The sequence below is a fragment of the Holophagales bacterium genome (assembly GCA_016719485.1).
Classification (GTDB): domain Bacteria; phylum Acidobacteriota; class Thermoanaerobaculia; order UBA5066; family UBA5066; genus UBA5066.
This window is the reverse complement of record JADJZB010000002.1, coordinates 520,369-533,677: the sequence shown is the minus strand read 5'-3', so window position 1 is coordinate 533,677 and position 13,309 is coordinate 520,369. Positions and strand designations below refer to the sequence as shown.

The 13,309-nt window shown below is 71.4% G+C and carries 11 protein-coding genes; all 11 read left to right on the top strand.

Features of this window, described 5'->3' with window-relative positions:
- The first annotated feature begins 41 nt into the window (after positions 1-41).
- The 11 genes from IPN03_02400 (at position 42) to ribD (ending at position 13,304) form a co-directional block, all read left to right on the top strand.
- Positions 42-1,559, top strand: a complete 1,518-nt coding sequence (locus tag IPN03_02400) for a leucyl aminopeptidase (GenBank protein MBK9372604.1) — start codon at positions 42-44, stop codon at positions 1,557-1,559.
- A gap of 4 nt (positions 1,560-1,563) precedes the next feature.
- A complete protein-coding gene (gene recN / locus IPN03_02395; protein MBK9372603.1) occupies positions 1,564-3,336 on the top strand; it encodes a DNA repair protein RecN in 1,773 nt (590 codons plus the stop codon).
- A 306-nt stretch (positions 3,337-3,642) separates the two neighbouring features.
- Positions 3,643-4,197, top strand: coding sequence for a gamma carbonic anhydrase family protein (locus IPN03_02390; GenBank protein MBK9372602.1), 555 nt, complete (start codon positions 3,643-3,645; stop codon positions 4,195-4,197).
- 16 nt (positions 4,198-4,213) lie between these two features.
- Positions 4,214-5,473 carry a histidine--tRNA ligase gene (locus IPN03_02385; protein MBK9372601.1) on the top strand — a complete coding sequence of 420 codons (1,260 nt, stop codon included), beginning with the start codon at positions 4,214-4,216 and terminating at the stop codon, positions 5,471-5,473.
- Entirely contained in the window at positions 5,470-7,251 is a 1,782-nt protein-coding gene (gene aspS, locus IPN03_02380) for an aspartate--tRNA ligase (GenBank protein MBK9372600.1), read from the top strand. Before IPN03_02385 ends, aspS begins: the two co-directional genes overlap by 4 nt.
- Entirely contained in the window at positions 7,229-8,344 is a 1,116-nt protein-coding gene (locus IPN03_02375) for a 3-dehydroquinate synthase (protein MBK9372599.1), read from the top strand. The genes aspS and IPN03_02375 overlap by 23 nt, the downstream gene beginning before the upstream one ends.
- A 9-nt stretch (positions 8,345-8,353) precedes the next feature.
- Positions 8,354-10,102, top strand: a complete 1,749-nt coding sequence (locus IPN03_02370) for an HD domain-containing protein (GenBank protein MBK9372598.1) — start codon at positions 8,354-8,356, stop codon at positions 10,100-10,102.
- Entirely contained in the window at positions 10,099-10,893 is a 795-nt protein-coding gene (locus IPN03_02365; GenBank protein ID MBK9372597.1) for a tetratricopeptide repeat protein, read from the top strand. The genes IPN03_02370 and IPN03_02365 overlap by 4 nt, the downstream gene beginning before the upstream one ends.
- Positions 10,890-11,240 (top strand): hypothetical protein, encoded by a 351-nt coding sequence (locus tag IPN03_02360; protein MBK9372596.1) that lies wholly within the window; start codon positions 10,890-10,892, stop codon positions 11,238-11,240. The genes IPN03_02365 and IPN03_02360 overlap by 4 nt, the downstream gene beginning before the upstream one ends.
- Positions 11,241-11,281: 41 nt before the next feature.
- Positions 11,282-12,190 (top strand): signal recognition particle-docking protein FtsY, encoded by a 909-nt coding sequence (gene ftsY / locus IPN03_02355; GenBank protein MBK9372595.1) that lies wholly within the window; start codon positions 11,282-11,284, stop codon positions 12,188-12,190.
- On the top strand, positions 12,183-13,304 hold the full coding sequence (gene ribD, locus IPN03_02350) for a bifunctional diaminohydroxyphosphoribosylaminopyrimidine deaminase/5-amino-6-(5-phosphoribosylamino)uracil reductase RibD (protein MBK9372594.1): 1,122 nt from the start codon (positions 12,183-12,185) through the stop codon (positions 13,302-13,304). The genes ftsY and ribD overlap by 8 nt, the downstream gene beginning before the upstream one ends.
- Positions 13,305-13,309: the final 5 nt, after the last annotated feature.

Here is a 13,309-nt window from a genome sequence, read left to right as displayed (position 1 = left end):
CGGCTAGACTCCCCGGACTGCACGCCACGGAGGAGTCACGCTTGAAGCTCGAGATCGTTTCCCCCGCCGAGAGGAAGAAGAAGGGCGCCCGTCGCGACGCCGTCGTCGCCTTCGTCGCCCGGCCCGAGAGGAAGGGGCCCGCCCTCTTCGACACCGTCCCCGAGGATCTCCGGGAGGCGGCGCGCGCCAGCGCGCCTCCCGACGCCGGCAACGACGGCTCGGCCTGGACGGTCCCTCTCGACGCGGACGGCCCTGCGAAACGCCTCTACGTCCTCGGCACCGGCACGGGAGAGGAGATGGCCCCGCGGAAGGCTCGCGGGTTCCTTCGAGCGGCCGTGCGCGCGCTCGAGAAGAACGGTGAGACGTCCGCCCTCGTCGACTTTCCCTTCACGCTCCTGAGGATGAACGCGGACGAGGCGCGCGACTTCGTGGCGCGCAACCTCCTCGTGGCCGGGTACGCGTTCCCTCGCTACAAGAGCGCCGGAAACGGTCCTGGAAAGCTCGAGGAGATGGCCCTCCAGGCCGGGCGCGGGGTCTTCGCCGGTGCGCCGCCGAAGGAGCTCCGCAACGCGGGCGTCGAGGCCTCGAAGGTCGCCGGGATGGCGGCGTTCGTGCGCGACCTCGGGAACACCCCGTCGAACGACATGGTCCCTCGGATGTTCGCCGACGCCGTGAAGGCGGCTGCGAAGAAGCGGGGCGTGAAGGCCACCGTCCTGGGGAAGAAGCAGATCGAGGAAGAGCGGATGGGGGGCCTTCTCGCCGTCAACCGCGGCGCCGCCGAGGAGCCCCGGTTCGTCATTCTCGAGCACCGGGGCGGCAGGAAGGGCGAGAAGCCCGTGGTCCTCGTCGGGAAGGGCGTCACGTTCGACTCGGGCGGCATCTCGATCAAGCCCTCCGACAAGATGGGCGACATGAAGTGGGACATGATGGGCGCGGCCACCGTGTGCGGCGCCGTCCTCGCGGCCGCGGACCTCGACCTGCCCCTGAACGTCGTGGCGCTTGCACCGCTCACCGAGAACATGCCGTCGGGCTCCGCCTACAAGCCGGGCGACGTGGTGACGTTCCGCAACGGCAAGACGGCCGAGATCGACAACACCGACGCCGAGGGGCGCGTCGTCCTCGCCGACGCGCTCGACTACGCAAAGGAATTCTCGCCCGCCGTCATCGTCGACTACGCCACCCTCACGGGCGCGGCCGTCGTCGCCCTGGGCCTGGAGGCGTCCGTCCTCTTCACCGACCACGAGGACCTCGCCGACGCGCTGATCTCCGCGGGTGAGCGGACGGACGAGCGGCTCTGGCGCCTTCCGCTCTGGGACGACTACAGGGAGAACATCCGGTCCGACTGGGCCGACTTCAAGAACACGGGCGGGCGCTACGGCGGCTCCATCAACGGCGCGATCTTCCTGAAGGAGTTCGTCGACCCGAAGACTCCGTGGGCCCACGTGGACATCGCCCCGACGGCCTACTTCGAGCGCGAGCACGCCGGCTACGCGACGGGGGCGACGGCCATCGGCCTCGCGATGACGCTCCGCTGGCTGAAGGACCGCGCCTCCCGGTAAGGCCGTGCTCTGCACCCTCCGCGTCCGGGACCTCGCCGTCCTCGAGGACGTCGACGTCGCGCTCGACACCGGCCTGACCGTCCTCACGGGCGAGACCGGTGCGGGGAAGTCGCTCGTCGTCGACGCCCTCTCGCTCCTCTCGGGAGAGAGGTCCGACGCGACGCTCGTCCGCGGCGGGGCGGAGCGCCTCGTCGTCGAGGGCTCGTTCGAGACGGACGACCCGGCCGTCGCGGCCTGTCTCGCCGCCGCCGGCCTGCGCGAGCCGGGCGCCCGCGGCCCGGCCGAGGTCGTCGTGAGGCGCGAGGTCTCCTCGGGCGGGAAGGGGCGCCTCTTCATCGACGGCTCGCCCGCGGCGCTGCGCACGCTCGCCGACCTGGCCCCGCGCCTCCTCGTCCTGTACGGGCAGGCCGAGGCGAGGGAGCTCCTCGATCCCGCGTCGCCGCGCGAGCTCCTCGACCGGTTCGCCGCTCTCTCGGAGCGGTCGGCGGAGGTCGAACGGCTTCATGCAGTGTGGAGGGAGAAGGACGCGGACCGTGAGCGGATCGCCGCGCTCGGCAAGGACGGCCCGGCCCGGCTCGAGGTCCTCGAGTTCCGGATCGCGGAGATCGACCGCGCCGCGCCGGTGGCCGGCGAAGAGGATCTCCTGCAGGGCGAGAAGGCGGGACTCTCGAGCGTCGAGAAGCGCGGGAGGCTCCTGACGGACGCCGTAGCGGCCCTCGAATCTGACGAGGGGGGCGTCCTGCCGGCCCTGACCGCCCTGAGGCGGACCTTCGCGGCGCTCACCGAAGTCGACCCGGACGTCTCGGGACGCCTCGCGGTCGTCGACGAGCTGATCGATCGGGTTTCGGAGGTCGCGGCGTCGACCTCGCGCGACCTCGAGAAGCTCGAGGCCGACCCGGCGCGGCTTTCGGCCGTCGTCGAGCGGCTCGACGTCCTCGCGAAGCTGAAGCGGAAGTACGGCGCGACGCTCGAAGAGGTCCTCGCGTACCGCGAGGCCGTCGGGCGGGAGCGGGACGAGCTGGCCGACCTGGAGGGAGCGCTCCGAAAGGCCGAGAAGGCGGCCGACGGGGCGTTCGCCGCCTACAGGACGGCGGCCCTCGAGCTGTCCGCCGCCCGGACGGCGGCGGCACCTCGGCTCGGCAAGGCCGTCGAGAAGCAGCTCGCCGACCTTGCGTTCCTCTCGTCGGCGTTCCGCGTCGACGTCTCGCGGAAGGCCGCGCCCGACAGCCTGTTGCTGGCGGGAGATGAGCGCGTCGGCTTCGGCCCGCACGGGGTCGACGTCGTCACGCTCTCGTTCGCTCCGAACCCTGGGGAGCCGCATCGCTCTCTCGCGAAGATCGCGTCGGGTGGCGAGCTCTCCCGCGTCCAGCTCGCCGTCGCGGCCGCGCTGGCAGAGGCGGAGGCCTCGCGCGACGGCCGGCGGGGCAGCCGGCGCGGAGGGCCCGTGCGGACCTTCGTCTTCGACGAGGTCGACGCGGGAGTGTCCGGCGCGACGGCCGAGGCCGTCGGGCTGAAGCTGAGAGCCCTCGCCGCGCGCGAGCAGATCCTCGTCGTGACGCACCTCGCGCAGGTCGCGGCGGCGGGAGATCGCCACCTGGCGGTACGCAAGGAAGTCTCCGGCGGGCGCACGAGGACGGTGGTGACGGAGCTCGACGAGAAGGGGCGTGTCGAGGCGATCGCGTCGCTCCTCGCGGGTGCCTCCCTCACGGACGCCGCCCGACGTCAGGCGAAGCAGCTTCTCGCCGCGGCCGCCGGGACGACGCGCTCGCGCACCTGACGCAGCTGCGTCGCAAGTCGGCCGTTTCCCGGGGGATCCCGGCGCACGGCGTGCCGGAACACCGTGAAGAGCGGCCGCGAAGTCGTTCGGTCGGAAGGACTCGCTGCGGCAGCGCAGCGTGTGCACCAACTGTTCATCGAGATGAAGACATCGTGAAGGATTCCAGTGAAGCTGAGGAAAACCCTGTGCGTTCCTCCCTCGGGGGGACCCTAACTCCGTACCCCTCCGGCCTTCCGGCCGCCGTGCACAGGTTTCGGTGCACCGTCCCCCCATCTGGTATCGTCTCCGGCCCGTGAGGAATCGATGATCATCCGGCCGTACCGAGGAGCGGTTCCCGTCATCGGCGAGAGGGTCTTCCTCGCCGAGACCGCCGCCGTGATCGGCGACGTCGTCCTTGCGGACGACGTCTCGATCTGGTACGGATCGGTCGTTCGCGGCGACTGTTGCTCGATCCGGATCGGCGCCCGCACGAACGTCCAGGACAACGCGACGCTCCACGTCACGAACGGCGTCGGGCCGCTCCTCCTCGAGGAGGAGGTGACGCTGGGCCACAACTGTGTCGTCCACGCGTGCACGATTCGTCGCGGCGCTCTCGTGGGGATGAACGCGACGGTCCTCGACGGGGCCGAGATCGGCGAGAGGGCCCTGGTCGCGGCGGGCTCCGTCGTTCTCGGTGGCACGACCGTCGCGCCCCGGACGCTCTGGGCGGGCAGCCCCGCGCGCTACAGGCGGGACCTGACGGCGGCCGAGGTCGCGGATCTCGACGTCTACTGGAAGAACTACCTCGAATACAAGGAGGAGTACCTCCGAGAGGACGCGCGGCGCGGACGGGCTCTGCCCGTCGCGGTGCCGGTCCTCTGACGGACGGTCACCCCCGATGATCACGAGCGTCAAGGGGATGCGGGACCTGCTCCCGCCCGAAACGCGTGTCTGGAACCGCCTCGAGGAGACGACGCGGGCCGTATTCTCGCTGTACGGCTACGACGAGATCCGCACGCCCGTCCTCGAACCGACGGAGCTCTTCGTGAGGAGCGTCGGGGAGGCCTCGGACATCGTCCACAAGGAGATGTACTCCTTCACCGACCGGGGCGGCCGCGAGGTCTCGCTGCGGCCCGAGAACACCGCGAGCGTGGCGCGCGCGTACGTCGAGCACGGGATGCCGCAGGCCGGTGGAGCGAAGAAGCTCTACTACGTCGGGCCGCAGTACCGCTACGAGCGGCCGCAGAAGGGGCGCTACCGCGAGTTCCGGCAGATCGGCGCCGAGGTTCTCGGCGCGGCGGACCCGGCGACGGACGCCGAGCTCCTCGTCATGCTCTTCGACCTGCTCGGCAGGCTCGGCTTCACCGGGCTCTCCGTGTCGCTCAACAGCGTGGGGAGCGAGGAGTCACGACCGGCCTACGTGGAGGCGCTGCGCGCCTACCTCCTCGATCACGAGGAGAAGATGGGCGAGGACGACCGCCGGCGGCTTCGCGACAACCCGCTCCGGGTCCTCGATACGAAGGACAGGTCGCTCGCCGAGGTCCTCTCCGGGGCGCCCCTCGTCCTCGACCACCTCGATGCCGCCTCGCGCGCGCACCACGAGGAGCTCCTCGCGCTCCTCGACGCCGAGCGCATCCCGTATCGCGTCGAGCCCCGGCTCGTCCGCGGCCTCGACTACTACACGCGCACCGTCTTCGAGGTGACCGCCCAGGGCCTCGGAGCGCAGAACGCGCTCCTCGGAGGGGGCCGGTACGACCGCCTCGTCTCCGACCTCGGCGGGCCGAAGACGCCCGGCATCGGCTTTGCCATCGGCGAGGACCGTCTCGTCGACGTCCTCCCCGAGGCGTTCCGCCGGGCGGCGATCGAGGGTTTCGCCCCGGTGGCCCTCGTCGCGATCGACCCGATCGACCGGGCCGCCGCGCTCGCAATCGCGGGCGCGCTGCGGCGTGCCGGGGTGGCGGTCGACCTCGACCCGGCCGGCAAGGGCCCCGGCGCCGGGCTCAAGGCCGCTTCGAGCAAGGGGTGCCGCACGGCGGTCCTCGTCGGAGGCCGGGAACGCGAGTCGGGCGTCGCCGTCGTCAAGAACCTCGTCGAGAGGTCGCAGACGGAGGTTCCGTTCGCGGACCTTCCGCGCGTCCTGAAGGGAGAGACCCCGTGACCGCTTCCGCATCCCGCGTCCCCGCCGGCTCGCTCCGGAGCGAGCACGCCGGACAGACCGTCCTCGTCAAGGGCTGGGTCCACCGCCGCCGCGACCACGGGGAGCTCGTCTTCATCGACCTTCGGGACCGGTCGGGTCTCGTCCAGGTCGTCTTCGACGCGGAGTTCCTTCCGGCGCCGGACCTCCTGGCGCGCGCCAAGGAGCTGCGCGGCGAGTTCGTCCTCGCCGTGACGGGCCAGGTCGTCCTGCGCGAGGGCGCGGCGAAGAACGCCGAGATGGCGACGGGAGAGATCGAGCTGCGCGCCACCGCGCTCGAGGTCCTCAACCGGTCCGAGACGCCGCCGTTCCCGATCGAGGACGGCGTGAAGGCCTCGGAGGACATCCGGCTCAAGTACCGGTACCTCGACCTTCGCCGGCCCGAGATGACGGCGAACCTCGTGAAGCGCAGCGACGTCACGTTCCGTATACGCCAGGTCCTCCACGAGGAGGGTTTCCTCGAGGTGGAGACGCCGATCCTCACGAAGTCGACGCCCGAGGGGGCCCGCGACTTCCTCGTGCCGTCGCGCGTCCACCCGGGCGAGTTCTACGCCCTTCCCCAGTCGCCGCAGCTCTTCAAGCAGCTCCTGATGGTCGCGGGCGTCGAACGCTACTACCAGATGGCCCGGTGCTTCCGCGACGAGGACCTGCGCGCCGACCGGCAGCCCGAGTTCACCCAGGTCGACCTGGAGCTCTCCTTCCCCGACGAGGAGACGATCTACGCCCTGATCGAGAAGATCTTCGCGGCGGTCTTCCCGGCCTACGGGATTCCCTGCCCGGAGCGCTTCCCGCGAATGACGCACGCGGAGGCGATGGAGCGATTCGGCATCGACCGGCCCGACACCCGGTACGGGCTCGAGCTGAAGACGCTCGACTTCTCCTCCTCTCCTTCGGACATTCTCCGTGCGGCGGAGAGGGTCAAGGGAATCGCCATCCCCGGCGGTGCCGCCTTCGCCAGGAAGCGCCTCGACGACCTCGAGGTCGCGGCGAAGCAGCTCGGCGCGTCGGGCCTCGTCTGGATCAAGCTCCAGGCGGACCTCCCGGGAGGCTGGAACTCGAACGCCAAGAAGCTCCTCGACGACGCGACGGTCGCGGCCGCGCGCGGGGCGCTCGGGGCCGGCGACGGCGACCTCCTCCTCGTCGTGGCCGGGAAGGCGTCGACGGTCAACGACGTCCTCGGGAGCCTCCGCGTGAAGCTCGCGCGCGAGGAGAAGCTGATTCCCGAGGGGCGCTACGAGTTCCTCTGGGTGACGGACTTCCCGCTCCTCGAGTGGCACGCGGAGGACGCCCGCTGGTACGCGATGCACCACCCGTTCACGTCGCCCCGGCCCGAGGACGTGCCGCTCCTGGATTCCGATCCCGGAAAGGTCCACGCCCGCGCCTACGACGTCGTCCTGAACGGTATGGAGCTGGGCGGGGGGTCGATCCGGATCCACCAGCCCGAGGTCCAGTCGAAGGTCTTCACGACGCTCGGCATCGGTGGGGAAGAGGCCAGGGCGAAGTTCGGCTTCCTGCTCGACGCGTTCCGCTTCGGGGCGCCGCCCCACGGCGGTCTCGCTCTCGGCCTCGACCGGATGCTGATGATCCTGACGCGCTCCTCGTCGATCCGCGACGTGATCGCGTTCCCGAAGACCGCTTCGGGGAGCTGCCTCATGACGGATTCGCCCGGCCCGGTCTCGGACGCGCAGCTCGTCGAGCTGGGAATCCGGCGCGCCACGGATGTCGTCCCGAAGCCGTCCTGACGCGCGCGGAATCCGGACGTTCCGCTTCGCCGCCGCCGGCGTGCCCTGCGAGGTCTCCGTGGGGTCGGGAGCTCTCGCGCGCCTTCCCGTGGCGCTCGGGCGGATCGCCCCCGGGCGCTGGCTCGTCGTTTCGTCGGCGCCGGTGCTCGGGGCGCAGGGTCGGCTCCTCGGGGAGGCGCTCGGGGGAGCGACGTCTCTCGACCCGGAGCCCATTCTCGTTGCGGACGGCGAGGCCGCCAAGACGTGGACCTCGCTCGGGAGACTCCTCTCGGAGATGGCCGCGCGGGGACTGTCGCGGGACGGAGGCGTCATCGCCTTCGGCGGCGGGACCGTCGGCGACGTGGCGGGTCTCGCGGCGTCGCTCGCTCTCCGGGGGGTTCCGGTCGTCCAGGTGCCGACGACGCTCCTTGCCGCCGCCGACAGCGCGCTCGGGGGGAAGACGGCGGTGAACCTCCCGGCAGGGAAGAACCTCGCGGGGGCTTTCCACCACCCTCGCCTCGTCTGCGTCGATCCCCGCCTCCTCTCGACCCTGTCCGATCGGGACCACCGGTCGGGGCTGGCGGAGGTCGTGAAGACCGCGCTCCTCTCGGCCTCCTTCTGGAGACGTCTGCCCGAGCTCCTGGAAGGGCTCGCGGCGCGGGACGAGTCCGCCCTGGCCGAGGCGGTCGAGCGATCGCTCCGGGTGAAGGCGGACGTCGTTTCGCGCGACCCCGACGAGGGGCTCGGCCTGAGGCACGTGCTGAACCTGGGGCACACAGTGGCGCACGCCCTCGAGGGCGCGTCGGAATACCGCCTGCGGCACGGCGAGGCCGTCGCGTGGGGTCTCCTGGCCGCGCTGCGCCTCTCCGCGACGCGCGGGCTCCTTCCGGGACGGACGGCGACCCGGATCGAGAGGCTCGTGGCGGGCATCCTGAGGCCTCCTCCGCTGCCGGCAGCGGTCCGCAGGGGCTGGCCGGCACTCCTCGGTGCCGACAAGAAGCGGGACCGCGCGGGGCTGAGGGACGTCCTTCTCGCGGGGCCGGGGCGCCCTCGCCTCGAACGGGTGACGGCGGTGGAGATCGTCGCGAGCCTGCCGGACGATGCCGGCAGCTAGAATCCGGGGGTGATCCCCATTCCCAGAAGGCCGCGGCTCCGGATCGTGACGGCCCTGATCGCGGTTCTCGTCGTCGTGTCGATCGTGCCCCTCGCCTTCTCTGCGATGCGGCTCGTGTCGATCAACCGCGAAGCGCTCGAGACGGCCGAGAAGCAGTACCTGACCCGGAGCGCCGTGACGCTCTCGGACGGGATCGAAGGCTTCCTGAGGCGGATGCTCGTCCAGGTCACGAAGATCGGGGACGGCCTCGAGCTGGCCCGCGCCGTGGCGCCCGACCAGGACCCCTTCGCGTTCGTCGGCCGAACGGCGCTCATCGCGCGCTACCGGGATGCCGAGCCGAGCTTCCTCGTTCTTCGCGCTCTCGACGCCGACCGCCTCGGCGGAGTCATCCAGCCCGCGCAGATCGACGGCGCGCTGGAAGAGGAGCTGAACAGGGCCTTCGCGGCCGCGATGCGCGGCTCGACCTACGTCGGCGAGGCCCTCCGCGTTCCCTCGCTCCTCGATCCGGGAATCGTCATCGCCGTGCCCGTGTCCGCCCCGGAGGGGGGCGTCGTCGGGGTCGTCGAGGCGTTCGTCTCCCTCGCCCCGATCCGTGCGCTCCTCGAGCTCGAGAAGAAGCGCGACCTCGTCGCCTACATCGTCGACCGGAGAGGGAACCTCGTCCTGGCGAGCGACGTCGGGGCCATCGGCGGCAGCGAGCCTCTCCTGAAGGTCGAGCTCGTCTCGGAGTTCGTCCAGCACCCGGTCCGCCTCACGCGAACGTACTCACGCGGCGAGGGGCCTTCGGCCCGGCGCGTCCTGGGCACGGTATCGCCCGTCGGGCCCGCGCCGAACCTGCCCGACTGGGGCGTCCTCGTCGAGAAGGACGTCGCACGCGCCTTCGCCGCGGCGACGCAGATGACGCGGACCTCGTGGCTCGTGGCGGCCCTGGCCGTCGCCCTCGCCGTCATCGCGGCGTTCCTGGCGGCCAACGCGCTTTCGCGGCCCGTGCGCGCACTGGCCGATTCGGTCCGCAAGATGTCGGAAGGGGACCTGACGCAGCGGGTCGAGGTCCCCGGAACCTTCGAGCTGGCCGAGCTGGCGGAGGGCTTCAACCACATGGGGGGCGAGCTGGAGAAATCGGTCGAGAAGCTGAAGCTCGCGGCCCGCGAGAACCAGGAGCTCTTCCTGAATTCCATCCGCGCCCTCGCCGCTGCCGTGGACGCGAAGGACCCCTATACGCGCGGCCACTCGGAGCGCGTGGCACGGTACTCCGTCTCCATCGCCCGGAACCTCGGTCTTCCGGCGGACGAGGTGCGGAAAGTGCGGATCGCCGCGCTCCTGCACGACGTCGGCAAGATCGGCATCGACGACCGGATCTTGCGCAAGCCGACGGCGCTGACCGACGACGAGTTCGAGGTCATGAAGCTCCACCCCGTGAAGGGGGCCCTGATCATGGGGCAGATCCCGCAGCTGAAGTGGATCATCCCGGGAATGAAGTACCACCACGAGAAATGGGACGGGACCGGGTACCCGGAAGGGCTCGCGGCCGAGGAGATCCCGATGCTCGCAAGAATCATCTCCGTGGCCGACACGTTCGACGCCATGACGACGTCGCGCCCTTACCAGAAGGCGATGAAGAGCGACTACGTCGTCTCGCGCATCAAGACGTTCGCCGGGACCCGCTACGACACCCGGGTCACCGACGCGCTCGAGCAGGCGTTCGCCAGCCACGAGCTCGAGGTCGTGGGCGAAGCGGCCCGGCAGGCGGTCGCGTGAGGCAGTGGCCGCTCGCCGCGGCGCTCGCCGCGGTCCTCCTGTCCTCCGGCTGCAAGACCGCGCTGGAAAGGGACCAGGCCGCCCGCGAGCCGAGCGCGCTCACCGCCGACCTCGTCGACTTCCGCAACGGGCTCGCCATGCTGCGGGAGGGTCGCGTCGACGAAGCGATCCACATGCTCAACCAGGCCCGGGCGGCGTACCCGAGAAATGCGGAGGTCGCCAACGCGCTCGGCCTCGCGCTGCTCTACAAGAAGGACTACCGCAATTCGACGAAGCTCTTCACCGAGGCGATCGGGCTGGACCCGAACCTCATCGAGCCTCTCAACAATCGCGGTGTCGCGGCGATGGAGGCGGGCAACCTCGCGGACGCCGAGGCGGACTTCGAGGCCGTCCTCGCGCGTCCGCCGTCCGCCGAGCACGTCAACGCCCGCTTCAATCTCGCGCTCCTCCGGGGAAAGCAGCTTCGCTGGGCGGACGCGGAGCGCGAGCTGACGACGGTCCTGGCGGACGACCCCGGCTACGCGAAGGCGGTCCGGGAGCGGGGCCTCGCCCGCATGAAGCTGGAGGATTTCCGGGGTGCCCTCGAGGACTTCCTCCTCTTCCTGCGGGACGACCCGAAGGACGCCATCTCGAACTACAACGCGGCACTCTGCCTCCTGACGACCGACCGGCGCGACCTCGCCGTCCGCTACATGGAGCGGACGGTGCAGTCCGCGCCGGAGAGCGACGAGGCGAAGAAGGCGCGGCGCTTCCTCGGCGGGGAGCCGGGCCAAACAGGAAGGGATCGATGAGCTTCGACGACGTCCTCCGCCCGGTCCTCGACGCGCCCGAGGCGCGGGCCGTCGCGTTCCTCGACCCGCAGGGGCAGGAGATCGCGAGCCTCGGCGACCAGGAGCTCCTGGAGATCTTCGGCGCCTACCACTCGGTGTGGACGACGGAACTCGGGCGAGCCGCGGCCGCCGGCGGTCTCGGCGACGTGACCGAGGTCGATTTCGATTTCGAAGCCGGGCGCGTCCTCGCCACCTCCATCAAGGACGGCTACTTCATCCTCGCCCTGTTCGGTCGGGGCGGGATCCCGTCGGTCGCGAGGCCCCTGCTCGCCGCCGCGCGCGAGAAGCTCGTCGCCGAGATCGGCTGAGAGGGACGGACGCCGTGGCCGAGGTACCGAAGCCGTCGCTGATGGCCCGCCTGAAGCGCGGGCTCTTCATGACCCACACGGAGCTGGTCGCGCGCGTCGGCGACGCGATCAAGGCCCGATTCTCGCCCGACCCGAAGGCCCTCGACGCGCTCGAGGAAGCGCTTCTCGCGGCCGACGTCGGACCGGCGACGGCTGCCGAGCTGGTGGAGGCGGTGCGGGTCGAGGCGGGCCGGAGGGACGCGGGGGAGTCCGACGTCGTCCGACGGGTCCTCAAGGCCGAGATCGAGAAGCGGCTCTCGGTGCCGGGTCCTCCCGTCGGAGCGCCGGGACCGGGCCAGCCCCGCGTCGTCCTGATGGTCGGCGTGAACGGGACGGGAAAGACGACGACCGCCGCCAAGCTCGCCGCACGCGCGTCCGCGTCCGGCGGAAAGCCCGTCCTCGCCGCCGCCGACACGTTCCGCGCCGCCGCGATCGACCAGCTCGAGGTCTGGGCGGAGCGTATCGGCATCCCTCTCGTCAAGCACCGGCCGGGCGCCGACCCGGCCGCCGTCGTCTTCGACGCGTGTGCCATCGCGAAGGCCCGGGGGGCGGACCTTCTCCTCATCGACACGGCGGGGCGCCTCCACACCAAGCACAACCTCATGGAAGAGCTCTCGAAGATCCGGCGGATCGCCGCGCGGGAGATCGAAGGGGCGCCTCACGAGGTCCTCCTGGTCCTCGACGCGGTGACCGGAATGAACGGGCTCGCGCAGGCGCGCGAGTTCCTGAGAGCCGCGGGTGTCACGGGTCTCGTGCTGACGAAGATGGACGGGACGGCCAAAGGTGGTGTCATCCTCGCGATCGTCCGCGAGCTGGCGATCCCGGTGCGGTACGTCGGCGTGGGCGAGACCGTCGACGACCTCCTCGACTTCGACCCGGCCGGCTTCGCCTCGGCGCTCATCGATGACTGAACTGGCCGCAGCCTTCGAGCGGGTCTTCGAGCTCGCCGAGAGGGGACGGTATTCCACCTCGCCGAACCCGCGCGTCGGAGCCGTGGTCGTGTCGTCGGGGGGCGAGATCGTCGGAGAGGGCTGGCACGACCGGGCAGGAGGCCCTCATGCCGAGGTCGTCGCCCTCGCCCAGGCCGGAAGCCGGGCCCGTGGTGCCACCGTCGTCCTGAACCTGGAGCCGTGCGCGCACGAGGGGAGAACCCCGCCCTGCGCGGGCGCACTCGTGGATGCCGGAGTCGCGCGGGTCGTCTTCTCCACGCTCGACCCCGACCCGCGGACGGCGGGGAAGGGCCGCGAATGGCTCCGTTCCGCCGGGGTCGACTCGGAAGCCGGCTTCTTCGCCGCGCGGGCCGAGAGGCTGAACGAGCCTTTCCTCGTTTCGGTCCGGACCGGGCGTCCGTTCGTCCACCTGAAGTGGGCCGCGTCCCTCGACGGGAGGATCGCAACCGCGACGGGGGAGAGCCGCTGGATCACCGGAGACGAGGCCCGGGCAGACGGGATGCGCCTTCGGGAGGAGTGCGACGCGATCCTCGTCGGAGCCGGGACCGTCCTGGCGGACGACCCTCTCCTGACACGCCGTGACGGCTTGAACCGCTCCATCGTCCCGCATCGCCGCGTCGTCGTGGACGGGCGCCTGCGGGTCGGTGCACAGGCACGGGTCTTCTCGCCGGAGGCCCCGGGCGAGGCGTGGCTCGCGACCGCCGTGGATGCGGACGGCCCGCGGCTCGACCCGTTCCGGGAGCGCGGCGTTCGGGTCCTGTCGCTCCCGTCCGGCGGAGCCGGCCGGGTCGACCTTGCTGCGCTCCTGGCCGTGCTGGCCGCGCACGAGGTCCGGTCACTCCTCGTGGAAGGGGGCGGCGAGACGGCGTGGGGCTTCGTCGAGGCCCGTCTCGCGGACAGGGTGACGGCCTACCACGCCCCGCTCCTCCTCGGCGGGCGAGGCGCGCCAACCGCCTTTTCCGGCTCCGGCTACGCAACCCTGGCCGAGGCGCCTCGCCTCGCGGGCCTCGAGCTGGCACCTCTCGGGGACGGTTTCCGCGTCACAGGCCGGCTCTCGTGGCCGGGTGAGGCGTAGGATCG